The following is a 19,121-nucleotide window of genomic DNA, read 5'->3' on the forward strand; positions in this document are numbered from 1 at the left end:
AAGCCTAGTGGACTTTACCAGCGATGTGCTCAATTTCCTGTTTCAGGTTTTTATATAGGCCGAGCATAAACAGTAGCTCTAGGACAACAAACAGCGGGCCGATCACCAAGCCGGTTACGTCCTCAAGAAACGCCGGTTTTTTACCTTCAAAATAGTGACCGATAAATTGAAATACCCAGCCAATTAGGAAGAGCCCGACTCCCCATGCCAGCCATTGTGGCCAGGGCAAGGCCACTAAAGGTGCCGCGCCCACCAGAGCGGCGGCCATCAGCATCGTCATTACTAACCCCAGGGACAGGGAAAGAAACAAATAATAAACACAGCTAATAGCAACAATGAGCACTGCGGGAGTGACTGTGAGCTCGGGAGTGGGCGTAAAACTTGGTCGCGACAACAACACCGCCAAGGCATACACTATCAGCGGGATGCCAATAAAGTGGGTGCAGATATTACGCTTATCCCTATGATAGTGGGCGTAGTTAGCCAATTGGCTGACAAGTGATTTCATCGTCTCTACCCTGCTTTACGTATAGTAAAAACCAGTTTAGAGTAAAAAACCTAATCTGCCTACGCGTTTTCCGTCTGGCCGCGATTCACCTGCTCTTTGAAGGTAAAATAACTTCTAATAAGCATAAAGATAAGCGTCGCACCAATAAAGGCGGCCATCATATGGTGCACAAGCAGGTGGCTGGCGATAAACATGGGCACGTCCTCCCATGACTCAAGCAGCAGGAGCTTAACCAGCAGCAAGGCGTACACAAGGCAATGCAGCCCAAGTGCCAGCTTAAATATTTTCGCCGCCCGCCGGTGCGCCCAGGGCTGAGGTTTACCCAGACCTAAACGCAGCAGTAATAAACCCAGCAAGGCCAGCACTATTGAAAGCATACCCAAGCCTAAGAGTGACGTTTTTACCAGGATCAGGCATAGAATAATGTAAGGCCACATACGCGCTTTATCCTTGTAGCCGCTGGTAGAGCCCGGAAGCACGACGAATGGGCTGGTTAATGGCAAAGGACAAGGTGCGCATATCGCATATAAGCTCAATGTGCTGCTTAGCCCGGGTAATGCCGGTGTAAACCAGTTGTCGGTTAAGGCGCTGGCCGCCACGGCCCAAAGGCGGTAACACCATGGCGGTATGGGCAAATTCAGAGCCTTGCGACTTATGTATGGTCATGGCAAAGACCTTATCGAATCCGGGCAGGCGCCCCGGATCAATGGCGCGGATGGTGCCATCACTGCCGATAAACATGGCCTTCAGGGCCCCGTCTTCACCTGGTAACACAATGCCGATATCGCCATTAAACAGCCGCAACTGGTAGTCGTTCTGGTTAATCATCAAGGGCATACCAAGATAAAAACGCTGCCTCAGGTCGATCAACCCCTGTTGCGCCAGACGCTGTTCAATGCGTTGATTAAGTTGTTGCACGCCAAAGGGACCCTCGCGCAGCGCCGCCAGCAATTGATACTGGGCAAATGCCTGATGCACCGTCTTGGCATCCATCCCCTCGCCGGCCAAGGTTAAATACGCGCTATATTGGTGTGCAGCACGGTCGATGAGCTGGGAATAAAAGCCCTCTTGCAGATCAAAGTAACTGATGTCATGGGCGCCACTGTGCAGCAGTTGTTTTGCGGTGTTTTGCTCGGCGCGATTAACCGCATAGGCCAGGCGGCCGATACCGCTGCCCTGGGCAAAGCGATAACTGTGCTGCAAAAAGGCGATATTGTCGCGCAACAGGTAGGGGGTTTCCTGCTGGCTGTGATACTGATGCTCCCCACACAGACTCGCCAATTGCTGCGCCCAGGTTGCGCTGTAATTGGGTAACTGGCCAAGCTGACATTGGCAACACAGGTCGGCCATAATATTGCCGCTGTCGACCGAGCTCAACTGATCCTTATCGCCAAGCAGTATAAGTCTGGTGTGCGGTGCCAAGGCATCCACCAGCTTGGCCATCAAACTGATGTCTATCATCGAGGCCTCGTCGACTACGACTAAGTCCGCATGCACCGGGTTGGCGCGGTTATGACGGAACTGGTTGGAGTATGGCAAGGTACCGAGCAAACGGTGCAGGGTTTGTGCCTGCTCAGGAATGAGCGCCGCCACACCCTGACCAGCATCTGGCAGGGCCAGTTTCGCCCCTTGAATCGACTCACTTAAGCGTGCCGCGGCCTTACCCGTGGGTGCTACCAGCTCAATATGCAATGGTGCCTCACAATACAGGGACTGCAAAATGGCCAGTAGCCGGGTCACTGTGGTTGTTTTACCTGTGCCCGGACCGCCGCTGATCACACAAAATTTGCGCGTGGCCGCGGTGGCACAAGCCACCTTTTGCCAGTTCGGGCTTTGCTCGTCATCGGCACCAAAATACAGTTCGATTAACGCTGTCAGGCGCTCATTATCCAAAGTGATGGGCGCCTCGGCCAGACTGCTAAAGCGCTGTGCCAGCAGGGCCTCGTAGTCATCATAACGGGCCAGATACAAGGCCTGATCGCGCAAGCGCAGCGGTTGCTGCTCGCCAATGCAATGTAACTGTGAAAGACCCAGCTCGATATCCACGGAGGGCACAAGGTCTGTCTCTAAGGCACGGAGATCTAGTTCGAAGGGGTTAGCCCTATCCAGGGTGCTTAAGTCCAAACAAGAGTGTTGCTCATTCATGGCCTTAAGCAGCAATAGAATCACATAAAATCCCATTTCATTGCCGCCGTGCAAGGGCTCGCCCACCAGCAGCTTAGCCAGCTCTATGTCCACGGTACGCACCTTTTTGTGCGCTTGTAATAACTCAATCACCACGCTCTCCTTGGGCGAATAAGGCATCCAGTTGCTTAATTTCATCGATGCTAAAGGCTTTGCAATACACCCCTTGTTGCTCGGGCATGGCGCGCATAAAGGTGTAGATCATCCCGCCTAAGTGATGCTCTGGATCATAATCCGGCAAACGTTTTTGCAACAGACGATGCAGGGCCACCATATAAATAGCCCCTTGCACATGATAGCTGTGCGCATTCATGGCATGAGTGAGCGCATTCTGATCATAATCAAGGGCGCTATCGCCCAGATAATTTGATTTATAATCAAGTACATAATAACGACCTTCATGGCAAAAAATAAGGTCGATAAAACCCTTTAAGACACCCTTCACACGGTCAAAATCAAAATCGAAATCGTAGCCGAACAGACTTAACATGGTGTGGTTAAAGGCCGTTGGCTCGAGCTCAACAAGGGGTAAATGAAATTCCATTTCCACCAGACAATGCTCATCGGCAAGCGCTCCCAGGCTTAAGCCTCTGTCGTTGAGTGGACAACGCACTATGTCTGCCATCCACTGCTGTAACAGCGGCAGCCAGCGTTCGTCCAGGGCGTATTTGTGTAAACTTTGCTGACACACCTGTTCAAGCTGCGCCAGGGCTTGTGACTCACCATTGGCAACCCCGGCAAAGGAGATTTGCTCGAGGATATCGTGCAAACAGCTGCCCGGCCCAGGTCCCTTAGGAAACTCATAGCTGCTGAGCACTGCCTCTTCGGCCGAGCTGGCCGGATATAAGTACTGCTCCATGCGATGGTCTTCATCATCATCACCACCGCCGGCGCCAAAACTCGGCGCCTCATGGCGTTTATAGCTTAAGGCACTAAAGCTGGTAGCCCGCCAATGGCGCTCTATTCCCGCCGGTGGCGTGGCAACCTCGAGGACGACCTCGCTGCTGTGCGCCAGCACGTCAGTGGACTCAAACACTTGCTCTGTGTTCATCAGCGCCATATTGGGGTTAGCGCCGACCTTGTCCGCCAGTAAGGCATAGAAGTCCGCCTGTGGCTCCGAATCACTAAACAGCAAGTAACCCAAGGCACAACTGTGCATCTGTGAGCGTCCCCATTGGCCTATGCCGTACATTCCCAAAGCGCAGTGATAAATGGCGCGAGTCAGCGCCACATAGAGCAGACGCAGGTCTTCGGCCAAGCGTTCACGTTCGGCGGCTATCATGGCCTGCTCGCCCTGAGCCAGATCCAGGCGCAATTGACCGTCACTATGATAATAGGCCAAGGCGGCGCTGCGGTAACTTTGCGCAAACGGCATAAAAACAATGGGGTATTGCAGGCCCTTGGAGGCGTGCATGGTAACGATTTGCACCAGCTCCGCATCGGTTTCCAGGCGCAGCTGGGCGCTGTCGCCCTCACCGTTTTCGCTGCTCAGTTGCTGGTGAAAATAACTGAGCAGGCGTGTGGTGCCATCAAGTTCAATTTGCTTATGTTGCAGGATTTCGCCGAGATGACGAAAATCCGTAAGCGCCCGCTGCACATCCCACCCCAGTTCATGCCAGCGCTGGGGCAATTGGTTTTGCCACAGTAGCTGCTCAAGCATGGCCAGGGCACCATCGGCATACCAGCGGCGTCTTAACTCGGCAAATTCGTTTAATAATTCGCTCCAGCGCTGCTGATCATCACCAAGGGCGTGTACTTGAGCCGCCGAAAAGTTATAAAAAGGTCCGCTCAACATGCCCCTTAGCAAGCGCTCGTCGTAAGGGCCATGCAACACGCTTAACAGGCGATACAAGTGCTGCGCCAAGGGCTGCTTAAAGACACTCTCACGAGCCAGATAGACACTGGCCACCCCAGCCTCGGCCAGGGCTGTTTTCATCAGGGCCGCCTCACGACGGTCGCGCACCAGAATGCAAAAATCACCGGCACAGGGAGACGTCTCACCCAGGGTTAAACGCCCCTGCTGCGCCTCGGCCAGCAGATAATGGATACGCTTGGCAAAACTTTCCGCCAAGGCTCCCTGCCCCTGCTCCTTAGAGAGGACCTCTGCGCCGCCGCCATGCCAGATAAATTCCATCGCCGCCAATGGCTTGCCATCAAGGCATAACTGCTCTTTCTTGCCCTTGGCTTTAACCTTGAAAAAAGGAATTTCATCATTGTAAATAAAGCTCTGTGGATGACCGCTGAAAAGGTAGTTCACACAGCCCACCAGCTCTGTGCTGGATCTGTGATTGACCGCCAGGGTATACAAACGCTGCTTATCGAGTTGTCGCTTGGCATCGATATAGGTAAAGATATCGGCGCCACGGAAGCCATAAATGGCCTGCTTGGGATCGCCTATCATGGTCAGGCCGCTCATGGCCGACCTCAGGGGGCGATAGAGGGTATTAAAAATGCCGTACTGCACCGGATCGGTATCCTGGAACTCATCGATCATCGCCACCGGATACTGGCTGCGTATTTGTCGCGCCAGCTCACCCTCGCTGTCGTTACCTAAGGCCTGATAGAGACCGCTCAGCAGATCGTCCGGAGCCAATAATTGCTGGCGTTTTTTTGCCGTTTGCACATGGCTGCGTACATAGTCTAATGCGTAAATACATAACAACTGAGCTAAAGAACTGCCAAAGCCGGCGCTGAGTTCACTCAAGCGCTCAAACTCGCTCACCAGCTCATGCGAGAAGACGCTGCCATTTTTCTTGTAAATACTCGGGTCCTGCAAGGATGCACTGGACCACAGCTCAAAGGACTGCTTGGCCTTACCCAGCGCCAGCTCAAGGTCGTCGCTGTGGGCGAAAGCATGCAGACCGGCGACATTGGCCTTGTGTTTGGGTTTGGCATTACCCTTGATATCGCTGGCGGCCAGGGCACTGAAGAAATCGCCGCTTCGCAGTTGCTGCTTAAACGGCTCCAGGGCCTCAAGGTATTGCGCTTGCTGCTGCCAAACCTGTGCTAATGCCTGTTTCGGCTCGTCAAAGGCGGGCTCCAATACCAATTGCTCGCGGTTGATCAGCGGGCTCAGGGTTTTTAGCAGGGTGTAAGGCGAAGGGTAATGAGCCAGCACAGCTTGTACCTGTTGCGCTGATAAGGGATAAACAAATTGACGCCAAAAGTCGAACACAGCTTGTTGTTGCAGCTCACTTTCATCCAAGACGAAATGCAGGTTAAAGGCCATATTGGAGGCAAAGGCGTGCTGTTTTAACATCCGCTGACAAAAGCCATGAATGGTGAAAATGGCGCTGTCATCCAGGGATTTTGCCGCCGCATCCAAAAGGTTATAGGCCTGCTGCTTCTGCTCTACCTGAGCCAATAATTGCTGTACCAGCTCATCGCTACTTGCTTTGCCTAGCAGCACTTCCTTAGCCTCGGTGATGCGCGCACGCACCCTGTCTTTTATCTCACTGGTGGCCGCCTCTGTAAAGGTCACCACCAGGATTTGTTCAACGCTTAAGGGCTCGCCTTGACTACCGTCTGTCTGCTGGTACATACCCAACAAGTAACGCAGGTATAAGCCGGTAATGGTGTAAGTTTTACCCGTCCCGGCGCTGGCTTCAATCAGCTGCTGCCCGACCAAGGGCAAACTGAGGGGATCAAGAATCTGCATATTTTTCTTCCTCAGCCAATTCATTGATGGGGGCTAATAACTGCTGCGCCCAGTCGCAAAATTCCTGCTCGCATTGATATAAATCCCGGTAGTCGGCGCTGATATAGGGATCGGCGCGCTCTGGCACGCCGATATAGGCTCCGACAAATTTTGTATTGGCCTTGCTTATTTCACCCTGTTGCAACCATTCCCAGGCGCTGATCGGAAAAAACGCTGGGCTGCGTGTGTGTGCCTCGCGGTATAGCGCCAGCCAGGGCAATAGCAGTTGTTCGGCATGATCTGCAGTGAGCGGGGCAAAACGCACCTGCTCGTCCAGACCCATCACAACCGTGCTAACGGCATGGCCACTTAATTGCGCCAGTAGGTGATAAATAAAGCCCTTGATGCGGTCTTTAGGCTTAATACTGGCGCTGCGATAAAAGACCTGCTCGTTGGCATAGATATGACTCAGCCAGCCCTGTATCTGGTGACCGCCGACGTTGACATCCACTTCCACCAGCAGCGGTGATTGTTCGCCGAGGCGCATGCGCACTTGCTGCGCTAACGCTGTGATGCGGGTTTTTAATTGCCCCAGGGTCACCTCAGCCATGATCCCCTGAGGTAACACGCCGCGTTGAATTAGCTCGGCATCATCTACTTCTTTATCATTAACGGCACATTCGAGCAGCTCATCAAGCAATTGATAACGGGCCAGCGCCTCAAGGGTAAAATGTTCGTTATCATCGCTACCTTCATCGATATCGGCGATGCGCACCGCCAACACCTGTTGATAGAAAAATTGCTGGGCGCGAGTGGCGCAGTGTAACAAGGCATCAAGCTCAATAATTGCCTCTGGGTGCGCCTCTAAGGCAGGTTGTTCGCCTTGCTCTTGCCCATCTTCATAGGTCAAAGCCCAGATGGGGTTAAAACTTTGCCAGCTTCCTTCACTTTGATAGTAATCGCTGTGAAATGGCTGCAAATGATGCACCGCGGTAAGCACGGCGCTCACTGGCATGGCCTTGTCCGGATAATAAAAGCAACGGTCGATATATTCGCATAACTCACTTAACAAAATAGAGGGCATGCGCTCGCTGTTATCGCGGCTTGAACGGCCAATATAGCTAAGGTACACGCTGTCACGGGCACTCAGAAGCGCCTCTAAAAACAGGTATCTGTCATCCAGGCGCCGCGAGCGATCGCCCTTTCGGCGTTTGCTAAAGGGCACCAGGTCGAAGCCAATAGGCTGGACGTTGCGAGGATAATCGGCATCGTTTAAACCAAGAATGCAGACCTTTTTAAAGGGCACAGCCCGCATTGGCATCAGGGTACAAAAGTTCACCTGCCCCATTAAGAAACGCTGGCCCACGCCCTTATCGTCAATGCCCTGTTGCAGCAGGTTCACAAACACCCGCTGCGAGATGGGGCCAAGATAATCGCCGTTGAAATAGTGCTTATCGATACTGGTAAACAGGGTGTCTATGGTCGCAAGATCCACGGCGCTTAAACTGTCATCAGCAAATATATGCTCCAACACCTGGCGCATGGCGGCCACCTTTTGTGCCAGGTCGACGTCTGGGCTCAGCAAGGCCTTCGCCTCCAGCAACGCATTAATAAAGCAAAGCAATTTGCTCAGTATGTCACTGTTCATCCCCTCGACCGCATCGGCGGGGTATAAGCCCCGATAGGGTTGCGACTTGGTTGCCATGCCAAGCAACAAGCGTTGCAAACCCAGCTGCCAGGTATTCAGTGCCAGCGTAGGCAGCGCAAATTCGCTTTTATGCTCGCCATCGATACCCCACTTCACCCCGACTTGCTCAAGCCACACATGGCATTGCTGCAATTCCTGCTCGGATAAGGAAAAACGCTGACTGATGGCACCAATTTGCAGCAGGTCCATCAGTTCGCTGACGCCGAAACGGCTAAATGGCAGGTTCGCCAGCACCAAGATGGCATTGAGCAGCGGCCGCTCCTGGGCGATGGATAAGTCGGCGATGGCATAGGGAATATGACGAGCGCCCTTGGCGCCGCCGAAGACCGCTTCGATAAAGGGGCTGTACTGGCCGACATCCGGCATCATCACGATAATGTCTTTGGGTGTAAGGCTTGGATCTTTGGCAAATTCCCGCAGCAAGTGGTCGTGCAAACATTCCACCTCCCGTAATTGGGTATGACAATTGGCCAGTTGCACCGAGGTGTCGTCATCACGCAGCGGCATTTTGCCTTCGTCGCTCACAAACCACTGAGTGTCCTCGGCCAGGCTCTGACCCTTAAAGGCCAGCTCATACACTTCTTTTTGTAACTGGCCAAGCAAATGCGGCGCAAATTCGTCGTCAAAGCCATCAATCCATTTGCCATCAAGTTGTATAAGTTGCTCAAGGTAATCCCGTCCCAGCTTGCCCCAGGAGGCCAGCAAGGGGTTGCCAACAATATAATAATGGGCGCCCTCGGCGGCTGCATCAAGCTGGGGTTTTACCTGATAGCGGCTGTTGATCTTAGCCAGGGTTTTCTCATCGACCAGATCGCCCCAATAATGCTCGCTGGGGTTAAATAAGAAAATCAGCACCTGGGTGTGTTGTGCCAAGGCATTAAACACCTCTAGTTGCGACTGAGCCAGGGCCGAGATCCCAAATAAACAGATGCGTGGCGGCAATTGCACTTTGGCACCGTCGAGTGCCGCCAACAAGGCTTCATGCATATTGGCGCGGTGATAAGGGCTTTGCCCACGCTCGGCTACGGCAGCGACCAGGCTGCGCCATAAATCCGGCTGCCAGGGCGCATGGGCGATGTCCACTTCATCCAGTTCATCCTCGCCCTGCTCCCATATTTGCAGCCACTGCGGCCGGTACATTAAATAATGGTCAAAGACGTCGGCAATTTTTTCGCACAGGGCATGGCGTTTACTGCCATCGATATCATCCTCTAAGTAGCTGGCGAGTGCCTCATAATTAGGCAAAGGCAACTTTTGCTCGAGTAACTCATAGAGTTTCCAGGCCATATTGGCTTTATTAAAGGCCGACTCTTCGGGGACGCCGGGCAGCACTTGCTGGTACAAAGACCAGACAAAGCTCGATGGTAAGGGAAAGTCAACCTGAGCACACACGCCCAGTTGCTTTGTGAGCTCAAGCTTGAGCCACTGCGACATACCCGGCGAGTGCACCAAAACCAGCTCCCGAGCGAAAATATCCTCGCTACTGGGGGTTGCTAGCAGCGCACATAGTTGCGCGCTGAGGATCTCCATGCGATTAGACTGAATGATATGCAGCATGCGTAATGGCTGTTAAGGGATAAAGGCCCAGTGTACGCAATTTTTTATCGATACTCTAGGCCACTGTAACATAAGGTGAATTGGTCCCTTCGGTTTGCAAAAAACGCGATTATGCAGTACCTTTCAAGCTTTCTCGGATGAAATTTTCACAGGGTGTGAATATGCGTTTAATCGTCTCCAGTTTACTGTGTGCCGGCATCTTGGCCTGTGCCTTTTTATTTTTTACGCAAGCCAACTCCAGTCGCACGCCGTTGTCGCAACTCCTGCTCCAGGCACAAACCTTATCACCGCAAATTCAAGGGCGAATCGCCATGGGTGATACCCGCCTTGCCAATGTCAAAGTTACCCGCACCTTATCCATAGGCGAGCAGCATTTTGTCAGCCAGGCGATCACCGACGAGCAAGGCCAGTTTAGTTTTGCCGCCCTCACTTCGGATGAACCCCTTTTAGGGCGCTCAACAGACAGACTGTGGCAGGACATTAGTCTTTATTATCAGGGCCAGCAATATGTGCTCTGGTACACCGCCATCGACCATGAAATGGATAATTTTGTTGTTCAAGAAACCCTGTCACAGCTTGATTGCAACCTGTTGTGGGGAGAGGATGAGTTCAGCATTAATGACAAGCGCCGCCTAGGTTTGCCGGTCAATGTGTATTCTATCTGCGACTTAGCGCCGGAGCAGGTACAAAAAAAGCCGCTCATTTGAGCGGCTAAGTCAGGGTTGTCTAATCAGAATTCAAGCAACAAGCAGGTCATTACTTGCCGAGTAGCTTAAGTAATTGATATTGCAGTTTAATGACATCCGTCATAAAAATGAGACTTAAATCACCACCGCTTTATACCCGTTACTTAAGATCGATTTGCCACACGCTTACCGAACCGGAAATTTCATTGCCCACCACCAATAGCGGCATACCATTAGGGCTGTGCTCGGCGCTGATAAAACGCATACCCTCCGGGGCCAGATCACCGGTGATATCGGCGCCTTCAACCAGGCCGCGGTTGCTGACGTAGTTTTTAAACTTTACGTCGAATGGGTTGGTGATGTCATACACCATAATGCCACTCATGCGCTCCAGGCCGACAAAGGCATAGGTACGACCCTGCACTTGACCCACGGCCAGGGCTTCGGGCTCCGCGCCTTTGGCGTCTGAGCGCGTATCCCCTTCGTTTTCGTCTTCATTGTTGTTAAAGGCACTGCCGTGAATCGCCGCAGTAATACGACCGACATCGTCACCTGAGTCATACACCAGGCCGGTATTGGCATCCCAGATAGAGAATGAACGGGCACCATAGGCATACAGTTGCTCATAACGACCATCCATGTCGGCATCACCGCGCACCGTGGTCACCAGCAAACGACCAATGTCGTCATCATCGTTATTTACATAGGCAAAATTATCCGCCAGATCTAAGTCTTCAACACGGGACTCATCGATATAGGCCAAACAGCCATCGTCTTCATCAAACTCTAAACCGCCCTCTGCCAAACAGCTGGCTGCATCGGCAGAATCAAAGAAGTATTCGCGACCATCGCCCTCATTTGCCGAGACCACAAAATCGGCGCCCTGCCACTGGTAGGTGGCAATGGTATCCGGTTGATACATGCCATACAGGCCCGGGTATTGTTGGAAGTTAATGCCGCCGTCTTTATCCGAGGCATCAATTAACAAGTTACCCCAGTCCTTAAAGCCCAGAGCACGTACTTCCAATGTCATATTTTCAAGGTCCAACACGGCCAAGGCATTGTTTTCCTGCAAGGACACATAAGCGGTTTTACTGTCGGCGCTCACGGCCACGTATTCTGGCTCCAGATCCATGGCCACCGTGGTATTGATCAACTGTCCTTTGATGGTGCGCCCGGTTGGGTTGGCAAACACCACACCTTGGGCTTCAAGTTCCGCTTGTTGGTCATTGAATTGACTAAAGCCTAACATGCTGGCCTGCTCGGCAGGTTTACCGGCCTCGATGGCGATCACTGAGATTGAGCCCTCGGGGTCGATGCTATAATCGCCCGCCGGCTACCTTCGTTGGCCACCACCACCTTGGTGCCATCCGGTGTAAAGGTCACCATGTCCGGCAGGTAACCCACCTCAACATTGTGCAAAAACTGCGGCGCATCACCGCTGATATCATAAAAGGCCACCTGACCCTTTACCCCGGTCTCGCCGGCCATGGCCACGGCCAATAAATCGTTATTGGCGTCGATGGCAATGCTGTTGGCATCACCCGGTGTATTCGCCGAGACATCCAAGGTGGTGGTGATGTCCAAATTGGTGTTACTGATCACCCCTTCGTTATCGGCCACCAAGGCAGCGGTATCGAAGTTATCGGCGGCGATGATTTCCACCGTGGCCTTATCCCCAGAACTGTTAATAGCGTAAATATGCTGAGTCCGTGCATGGTAAGCGACGATCTCCGCAGCCCCTTCCGGCGACTCGGCGTTCAAAACCGCACGACCCACCAGGGTTAACTCTATATCACCGCTAATGCTCACGCCTGACTCGCCCTGATCACCCTGTGGCCCTTGCGGCCCGGTTGCCCCCACGCTGCCATCATCACCATCGAGTGAACAGCCGGCCAACACGCTGGCCAAAGTTAATGCTATAAATGTTTTTTTCATAACCCTGTCTCAATTGTTGTAAGAAATGGAAAGGGCTAAGTAAATAGTCGCAAGGTGACAAAACAATGGCATCGCCATGAAAGGAGGATGACGATTTTATGGCAACGCCTGAACGCTCAGGCGTTGCCAGTGGGGGTTAGATTAGTTTAGCAAGCATGTCTTCACTGTATGGGGTCAGCGCCTGCTGGCCCTTGACCTTGGCGATCAAATCCGGATTGGCGATAAAGGGGCGGCCTATGGCCAACAAGTCAAAACGCTCGTTTGCTATGGCCTCGGCCCCCTGCTCCGGGGTATAACTGCCGACGCCCACCAAGGTGCCTTTATAGCGTTTGCGTAAATAATCCGATGCACGACCACCGAGATAATCAAATTCCATGGCATCATCGAAAATACCCAGATGCAAAAACGCCAGCTCCCGTTGATTGAGCTCCTGCAACAGATGATCAAAGGTCTTGGTGTCTTCGCTGTCGCCCGGATCAAGCAGGAAGTAGGCACCGGGAGAAAGGCGCAAACCAACACGCTCGCCACCAATACGGGCGCTAATGGCATCAACCACTTCTAAGGCAAAGCGAGCGCGATTTTCGGCGCTGCCGCCGTAGCGGTCGTCGCGTTGGTTAACGCTGTGATGCAAAAACTGATCGATCAGATAGCCGTTGGCGCCATGGATCTCGACACCGTCGAAACCTGCGGCAATGGCGTTTTCTGCGGCTTGGGCGTAGTCGTTAACAAGTTCCGCTATTTGCTCCAGGGTAGCCGCTTTCGGAGTCTGGTAGCTAAGCTCGCGCATTCTTGGTACCGTGCCTTCAATCCCGATGGCGCTGGCACTTAACACCTCGCCATCAAAAAAGTGCGGGTGGGCAACGCGGCCAACATGCCATAATTGACAGAAGATCTTGCCGCCCTTGGCATGCACCTTGTCGGTGACCTTGCGCCACCCTGCTATTTGCGCCTCACTGAATATTCCCGGTACATTCGGATAACCCTGACCATCGGGACGAATAATGGTGGCTTCACTGATGATCAATCCCGCATCGGCACGGCGCCCATAATACTCAGCCATCGCCTGAGTAGGAACCAGGTCGGCATCAGCCATACAACGCGTAAGCGGTGCCATCAAGACACGATTATTAAGGATGGTGCCTGAAGATAAGGCATAGGGTTGCAACAATAAGTCCGTCATAAAATACTCAATTTAACTTTGAATGTGCAATCAAGATAAGGACTCTTGAATGAACATTCAAGTATATCCAAAAAATAAATGATACTATCTTATGCATCATAAAAATAAGGGACCTCAACACCCATGCGCAGTGCCGAGTTCGACCGCTCCCATGTCTTAGAGCAAGCCATGCACACTTTTATGGAGCATGGCTACGCCAAAGCGAGTATGCAGAAATTAACCCAGGCAACCGGATTACACCCGGGCTCTATTTACTGCGCCTTTGGTAGTAAAAAAGGGTTGTTTATCGAGGCGGTCAGCTATTACCACCAGCAAAAATTGCTGGCCTTTGAAGCTCTTTTTAGTGATGACCAAGCGGTGCTGTCGAGCCTAAAACAATTACTCGCTAATACGGTGCAGGAATGTGTGCAAAACACCTGTGCCAAGGTGTGCCTGTTAACCCGCTCGCTTAATGAGATTGAAGGGCAAGACCCAGAAATCGCGCAATTGCTCGCCACTAACTTGCAACAAATTGAGCACAGCCTTGGCGAGCAAATTGCCCGCGCACAGCGTCAAGGTGAGGCCATTAGCGACGAAGCACCCTTAGCCCTGGCGCGCTTTATCACCATGGGTATTTACGGTATGCGCACCTATGCCTTTACCAACGCCGATCAAAACATTTTAGAGCAGATGTCGGCTCAGCTACTGCGAGCCATTCAAAAACACTGACTTGATATCAGCGTGATGCGCCCTTATTGCTATACTAAGGGGTAAGCGCATATCCACGGAGTCAACTCCAAGGCTATTCACTTAATCAAGCGCCGACCTTGCTCGGCGCCCCACCCGATTCCCCATAAAGGCGATCGGAAGCCTCTTCACAGTGACGTTAATAACAACAGTAGAGGATGAAACGCATGATAAATTCTGCATTGGTTGCCGAAGGTGGTGGTCAAAAAGGTATTTTTACCGCCGGTGTGTTAGATGCATTTTTAGAACAGAAATTCACCCCCTTTGATTTGAAAGTCGGCGTCTCAGCCGGCGCTCAAAACCTCGCTGCCTACTGTGCCAGAGCCCACCAATACGCACACACGGCAATCTCCCAACTGACTACAGAACAAAACTTTTTTCGCCCCGCCCGGTTTTTTACCGGTGGTAATGTGATCGATCTAGACTGGTATTTTCGTCAGATACAGCAAGAAGGCAGGGTGCGCTTTCCGACCACGCCCTCCAATTTAACCCCGCAGAGCAACTTTTACGCGGTGGCCAGTCATTTTGACTCATTTGCCCCCCACTATTTACATACCTGGCACGATAATATATTCGATCATCTTAAGGCTTCCAGTGCCATTCCGTTTTTATATCGACCCGGCGTTGAAGTGAAGGGGCATGGCTTGATGGACGGTGGCGTAGCCGATCCCATCCCGGTGCGCTGGGCTCACGAACAAGGTGCTAAGACCATCTGGGTGATCCGCACGGTGGAAGCCCATGACGATGGGAAAATGCCGATTCTGGAGCGATTAAAACCCATTATGAGTCGCATCAACCAATCGCCGCGAATGTTTGCCATGTATCATCACTATCAGCACCGTTATGCCGATGCGGTGGACTTTATGAATGCGCCGCCAGAAGGCGTCAACATAGTGCAAATAGCGCCCACCCGGCCACTGCATTCCATGACTCTGGGCTCGGATGCTAAAAACTTGCAAGATGATTACCGCCTGGGTTTCGAATTAGGCATGAAGGCAGTTAAAAAGTGGAGTGTTCCTCCGGCAGACGCGGGTTAAATGGCAAACGATATTAATCGAGCTCGATGAGGACCCGTTTTATGTCTTGCCGCACACCATGTAAGGTTTCGATCAGCTCATCGGCCTTTTTATCATCACGGCCCAGGTCTTGCCAATGTGCCGCCCAAAGGCGTTTTAATTGCTGAGTTTGGCGTTCAATATCGCCGCTGATCAAAACACTTAAATCGGTGATAAGTCCGACCTGAATCCAGCCCTTTCTTGGGTTACCTTCGACTTCATCCTCATCATAATGGGCTGCATAAATGATGCGCTCCAGCTCCCACAATTCCTTGAGCACCTCGAAGGAAGCGGTGCGAACAATATTATTATCCTCTGAAACCTCTAACCGCCAGGCATTATACGTAAAGCCAATAACGGCAAAAATAAGACTGATCACGGCAGTGAAGTAATAGCTTCTTAGCTTGGCTTGTGTATCCATAAGAACCCACCGACATTGGCATAGGCCTGGCGCCTTTAAAACCCGTGTATCCAGTGTAGTCTTTTTTATCGATAAAGGCTTTTGCCGAAACGCTCCGACCTGGGTAAATAATGCTCATCATAGTCCAGCGAATAAGCCACATGGTGCGCCTTACCCTTCAGCTCGTTTCGGGGCACTAAACCATAAAAGCGCGAGTCGGCGCTATTGCGACGATTATCCCCCATCATCAGGTAATAGTCCGCGGGAATATGCACAGAAGCAAAGTTGCCGCTGGCGCCGGAGCGTTTTTTATCGATACGGATGGCATGGTTCACTTCACCGAGTTGTTCTATAGCCAACAGCGCGTTGGTATTATCAAAGGTGACGCTGTAGCTCAGCGGCTCACCATTGATCGTCAGTATTTCATTTTCCATGGCGATGGTGTCTCCGGGTAAACCGAGAACCCGCTTGATCAACAACTCATCGGCGGCGGCGGACTGAAACACCACAATATCGCCGCGCTTTGGCTCACCGGTGCGCATCAGCGAGTATTCGGTAAAGGGAATACGTAAGTCATAAGCCATCTTATTGACCGTTATCTGATCCCCTATTTCTATGGTCGGCAACATGGAGCCGCTCGGCACCCTATACCAATCAGCAAAGGAGCTGCGCATGGTAAATAAACACGCAAGAAAAAGGATCAAGCCCCAGTTATTTTTAAGGGCCTTGTGCGAAATAAGAGATACGTTAGAAAGGGTTAGGGATGATGTTTTGGTCGCTTCTTTTTTTGCCATGGTGCGCTCCAATTAGGATTTTATATTCCTGGTTAGAGCGCCCCATATAAGAAAAGTTTAGCCGCAAATGTAACAACTTATATAGTCGTCACATTATCCTTCAGACAAATGCCGCGACACCCACCAGGTTGCCAACTGAAATACCAGGGCACAGACTAGGCAGGCCAGCAAGCCACTCACCTGATAGAGCCAACCCGACAGCAAGGTGCCAAGCAAACGACCACTGGCGTTAGCCATATAATAGAAGCCCACATCCAAAGACACGGCATCACGGTCGGCCAGCTTCACCACCAGATAACTGTGCAGCGACGAGTTAATAGCGAATACGGCGCCAAACAGCAGCAAGCCCACGACCAAAACCCAGGTTTGTGCACTGATGCTGTCTGCCATCAGGGTCAGGGCCAACAGCAATAAGGCGGTGACCGCAGCCAGCAAACCACTGTATCGTTTCGCCTGCACAAACACCGAGTGCGCGGCGCTACGGGTAAACTTAGGCGCCATGCTTTGTACCACGCCATAGGCAATGATCCACAGCGCCATAAAGCCGCCCACCTGCTGATGCTGCCAACCCAACTGGCTAATAAAAAACACCGGTAAGGCCACCACAAACCACACATCTCGAGAGGCAAACAGGAGTAAACGGGCCACAGACAAGCGATTTAAGGCGGCGCTTTTAGAAAACACATCCCTAAATTTAGGCTTAAACTTGCTGCGCCCAAGATCCTCACCGAGCAGCAAGGAGCTCATTATAAATCCGAGTGTTACCAAGGCAATTAACGACCATACCGCGCCTTGAAACGACAACAGGGATAACAACAGGCCGCCAAGAAAGTAGCCTAAACCCTTAAGCGCATTTTTCGAGCCGGTCAGCAATGCCACCCATTGATATAAACGCCCTTGCTGCTGCTCCTTGACCACCAGCTTGATGGCGCTTTTAGCACTCATTTTATTGAGGTCCTTGGCGATACCGCTGAGCGCCTGCGCCGCCATCACCCAGGGCACGGTCAACATGCTCTTATCCACCAAAAGCATGGCCAGGGCGCCAATTTGCAGTGCCATTCCCAGCTGCATGGTACGGTTAAGCCCGATGCGGGCACCCAGCCAGCCGCCGACCAAATTGGTGACGACGCCAAAGAACTCATAAAACAAAAACAGCATGGCTATCGCCAAGGGCGTATAACCAAGCTGATAGAAGTAAAGCACCACCAGCATTCGCAGGGCGCCGTCACTTAGGGTAAAGGCCCAGTAGTTGGCAGTGATCACCCCGTACTGCTGCAAGGGCGTTGATTTCATCATCATAGGGCCCTAATTACAGACTGGCTGCCACCTTGTGCACCAACTCGGCGCTGCGGTTGGCATAACCCCACTCGTTGTCGTACCACAAGTATAGTTTCGCCTGAGTGCCGTTCACCACCATGGTTGAGAGCGCATCAACGATGCTCGAGCGCGGATCGGTGCGGTAGTCGATGGACACCAGTGGCTTTTCCTCGTAGCCCAAAATGCCTTTTAGCTCGCCTTCTGCGGCAGCCTTAAACCAAGCATTTAGCTCATGCTCCGTGGTTTCGCGATTAAGCTCGAACACACAATCCGTGATTGAGGCATTGGCCAGCGGTACACGAATGGCGTGACCGTTAAGCTTGCCCTTAAGCTCGGGGAAAATATGGGTAATGGCGGTTGCCGACCCGGTCGTGGTGGGGATCAGGCTCATACCACAGGCGCGAGCGCGGCGCAGATCCTTGTGTGGCGCATCCAAAATGGTTTGCGTATTGGTGATATCGTGCACCGTGGTCATTGAGCCATGCTTAATGCCGATATTGTCCTGCAGTACCTTAACCACGGGAGCCAAACAGTTGGTGGTACAGGAAGCAGCTGTCACAATATCATGCTCATCGCCCTTATAAAGGTGATCATTCACCCCCATGACGATATTGAGCACGCCCTCTTCTTTAACCGGCGCCGTTACTACAACTTTTTTAACCCCTTGATCCAAATATTGCTGTAACAAAGCTCGGGTTTTCATTTTCCCCGAGGCTTCAATCACAATATCGCATCCAGACCAGTCGACCTCGGCGATGGTTTTATATTGTGAACAACTTAGACTTTGGCCATTAACCTGCATCTGCCCATCGCTGGCGCTTGGAGCGTGATGCCAACGCCCGTGCACCGAATCAAATTCTAATAAGTGCGCCAGAGTAGCCGCATCGCCGGCGGGGTCGTTGATCTGAACAAACTCGAGCTCGGGCCAGTCGAAGGCGGCGCGCATAATCAGCCGCCCCATGCGACCAAAACCGTTGATCCCTACTTTGATTGTCATCTCTGTCTCCTTTGGGTCTATTAACCCTAATTGCAGCATGAAGCCTGGCGTTCAGGCCTGGCTCCCATATTGTCTAAACCGGTTAAGGCCGCCGCCAACAGGTGTGGATTCTCGCTTAATGTAGTGTCTAATACCTGACGTTGCCACGCAGGCATATGCTCATTGATACGGTAATACACCCACTGTTTATGTTTGCGTGTACGCAACATCTGCGCCTCTTTTAACAGCGCCAAATGACGGGATATTTTGGGCTGGCTCAGGGCTAAGGCACTGACCAGTTCGCACACACACAGCTCCTGCTCGTGGAGGATCAACAAGCAGATAAGTAGGCGGGTATCGTCGCTTAGGGCTTTAAAAAAGTTAACGGCCATCGTGTATATATGAAAATTCGTATATTGCGAATACTAGCCCAGCTTATGTATATACGCAATAAC

14 protein-coding genes and 1 pseudogene are annotated in these 19,121 nt (G+C 52.0%); 3 read left to right on the top strand and 12 right to left on the bottom strand.

Annotated features, from left to right (window positions below):
• Window positions 1-4: 4 nt before the first annotated feature.
• From C2M29_RS11290 to recC, 5 genes are all read right to left on the bottom strand, one after another.
• Complete coding sequence (locus C2M29_RS11290; protein WP_105189870.1) at window positions 5-508, bottom strand: Mpo1 family 2-hydroxy fatty acid dioxygenase; 504 nt, start codon at window positions 506-508, stop codon at window positions 5-7.
• 59 nt (window positions 509-567) lie between these two features.
• Window positions 568-885 carry a hypothetical protein gene (locus C2M29_RS11295; RefSeq protein WP_158684719.1) on the bottom strand — a complete coding sequence of 106 codons (318 nt, stop codon included), beginning with the start codon at window positions 883-885 and terminating at the stop codon, window positions 568-570.
• A 67-nt stretch (window positions 886-952) separates the two neighbouring features.
• The gene (gene recD, locus C2M29_RS11300; protein ID WP_233998410.1) at window positions 953-2,785 is read right to left on the bottom strand and encodes an exodeoxyribonuclease V subunit alpha; all 1,833 of its coding nucleotides are present in this window, start codon (window positions 2,783-2,785) and stop codon (window positions 953-955) included.
• Entirely contained in the window at window positions 2,778-6,350 is a 3,573-nt protein-coding gene (gene recB, locus C2M29_RS11305) for an exodeoxyribonuclease V subunit beta (RefSeq protein WP_105189873.1), read from the bottom strand. The genes recD and recB overlap by 8 nt, the downstream gene beginning before the upstream one ends.
• Entirely contained in the window at window positions 6,337-9,594 is a 3,258-nt protein-coding gene (gene recC / locus C2M29_RS11310; protein ID WP_105189874.1) for an exodeoxyribonuclease V subunit gamma, read from the bottom strand. The genes recB and recC overlap by 14 nt, the downstream gene beginning before the upstream one ends.
• Before the next feature lie 137 nt (window positions 9,595-9,731).
• Between recC and C2M29_RS11315 the strand changes: the two genes are divergently transcribed.
• On the top strand, window positions 9,732-10,301 hold the full coding sequence (locus C2M29_RS11315) for a DUF6795 domain-containing protein (protein WP_105189875.1): 570 nt from the start codon (window positions 9,732-9,734) through the stop codon (window positions 10,299-10,301).
• Window positions 10,302-10,440: 139 nt separating this feature from the next.
• Here C2M29_RS11315 and C2M29_RS11320 read toward each other — a convergent pair.
• Together C2M29_RS11320 and C2M29_RS11325 are read right to left on the bottom strand one after the other, a co-directional pair.
• Window positions 10,441-12,218: pseudogene (locus tag C2M29_RS11320) on the bottom strand (choice-of-anchor I family protein).
• A gap of 136 nt (window positions 12,219-12,354) precedes the next feature.
• Window positions 12,355-13,398, bottom strand: a complete 1,044-nt coding sequence (locus tag C2M29_RS11325; protein ID WP_105189876.1) for an alkene reductase — start codon at window positions 13,396-13,398, stop codon at window positions 12,355-12,357.
• A gap of 123 nt (window positions 13,399-13,521) precedes the next feature.
• Between C2M29_RS11325 and C2M29_RS11330 the strand changes: the two genes are divergently transcribed.
• Window positions 13,522-14,106: a TetR/AcrR family transcriptional regulator gene (locus C2M29_RS11330; RefSeq protein WP_105189877.1), complete on the top strand. Its 585-nt coding sequence runs from the start codon at window positions 13,522-13,524 to the stop codon at window positions 14,104-14,106.
• A gap of 185 nt (window positions 14,107-14,291) precedes the next feature.
• Window positions 14,292-15,161 (top strand): patatin-like phospholipase family protein, encoded by an 870-nt coding sequence (locus C2M29_RS11335; RefSeq protein WP_233998411.1) that lies wholly within the window; start codon window positions 14,292-14,294, stop codon window positions 15,159-15,161.
• 13 nt (window positions 15,162-15,174) lie between these two features.
• On the opposite strand, the gene C2M29_RS11340 is transcribed toward C2M29_RS11335, so the two are convergent.
• From C2M29_RS11340 to C2M29_RS11360, 5 genes are all read right to left on the bottom strand, one after another.
• On the bottom strand, window positions 15,175-15,600 hold the full coding sequence (locus C2M29_RS11340; protein WP_105189879.1) for a hypothetical protein: 426 nt from the start codon (window positions 15,598-15,600) through the stop codon (window positions 15,175-15,177).
• 65 nt (window positions 15,601-15,665) lie between these two features.
• Window positions 15,666-16,373 (bottom strand): signal peptidase I, encoded by a 708-nt coding sequence (gene lepB, locus C2M29_RS11345; protein WP_105189880.1) that lies wholly within the window; start codon window positions 16,371-16,373, stop codon window positions 15,666-15,668.
• A 93-nt stretch (window positions 16,374-16,466) separates the two neighbouring features.
• Entirely contained in the window at window positions 16,467-17,672 is a 1,206-nt protein-coding gene (arsJ, locus tag C2M29_RS11350; RefSeq protein ID WP_105189881.1) for an organoarsenical effux MFS transporter ArsJ, read from the bottom strand.
• A gap of 10 nt (window positions 17,673-17,682) precedes the next feature.
• Complete coding sequence (locus C2M29_RS11355) at window positions 17,683-18,687, bottom strand: ArsJ-associated glyceraldehyde-3-phosphate dehydrogenase (protein WP_105189882.1); 1,005 nt, start codon at window positions 18,685-18,687, stop codon at window positions 17,683-17,685.
• 26 nt (window positions 18,688-18,713) lie between these two features.
• Window positions 18,714-19,058, bottom strand: a complete 345-nt coding sequence (locus C2M29_RS11360) for a metalloregulator ArsR/SmtB family transcription factor (RefSeq protein WP_105189883.1) — start codon at window positions 19,056-19,058, stop codon at window positions 18,714-18,716.
• Between the last annotated feature and the right edge of the window lie 63 nt (window positions 19,059-19,121).

It is taken from the genome of Pseudoalteromonas sp. T1lg48 (assembly GCF_002964785.1).
Lineage (GTDB): Bacteria > Pseudomonadota > Gammaproteobacteria > Enterobacterales > Alteromonadaceae > Pseudoalteromonas.

Bases quoted from the DNA above. Each gene is read 5' to 3' on its own strand.
- C2M29_RS11335 (WP_233998411.1), top strand. From the start codon at position 14,292: ATGATAAATTCTGCATTGGTTGCCGAAGGTGGTGGTCAAAAAGGTATT.
- arsJ (WP_105189881.1), bottom strand. From the start codon at position 17,672: ATGATGATGAAATCAACGCCCTTGCAGCAGTACGGGGTGATCACTGCC.
- C2M29_RS11340 (WP_105189879.1), bottom strand. From the start codon at position 15,600: ATGGATACACAAGCCAAGCTAAGAAGCTATTACTTCACTGCCGTGATC.
- C2M29_RS11355 (WP_105189882.1), bottom strand. From the start codon at position 18,687: ATGACAATCAAAGTAGGGATCAACGGTTTTGGTCGCATGGGGCGGCTG.
- C2M29_RS11330 (WP_105189877.1), top strand. From the start codon at position 13,522: ATGCGCAGTGCCGAGTTCGACCGCTCCCATGTCTTAGAGCAAGCCATG.
- lepB (WP_105189880.1), bottom strand. From the start codon at position 16,373: ATGGCAAAAAAAGAAGCGACCAAAACATCATCCCTAACCCTTTCTAAC.
- C2M29_RS11295 (WP_158684719.1), bottom strand. From the start codon at position 885: ATGCTTTCAATAGTGCTGGCCTTGCTGGGTTTATTACTGCTGCGTTTA.
- recC (WP_105189874.1), bottom strand. From the start codon at position 9,594: ATGCTGCATATCATTCAGTCTAATCGCATGGAGATCCTCAGCGCGCAA.
- C2M29_RS11315 (WP_105189875.1), top strand. From the start codon at position 9,732: ATGAAATTTTCACAGGGTGTGAATATGCGTTTAATCGTCTCCAGTTTA.
- C2M29_RS11325 (WP_105189876.1), bottom strand. From the start codon at position 13,398: ATGACGGACTTATTGTTGCAACCCTATGCCTTATCTTCAGGCACCATC.
- recB (WP_105189873.1), bottom strand. From the start codon at position 6,350: ATGCAGATTCTTGATCCCCTCAGTTTGCCCTTGGTCGGGCAGCAGCTG.
- C2M29_RS11290 (WP_105189870.1), bottom strand. From the start codon at position 508: ATGAAATCACTTGTCAGCCAATTGGCTAACTACGCCCACTATCATAGG.
- C2M29_RS11360 (WP_105189883.1), bottom strand. From the start codon at position 19,058: ATGGCCGTTAACTTTTTTAAAGCCCTAAGCGACGATACCCGCCTACTT.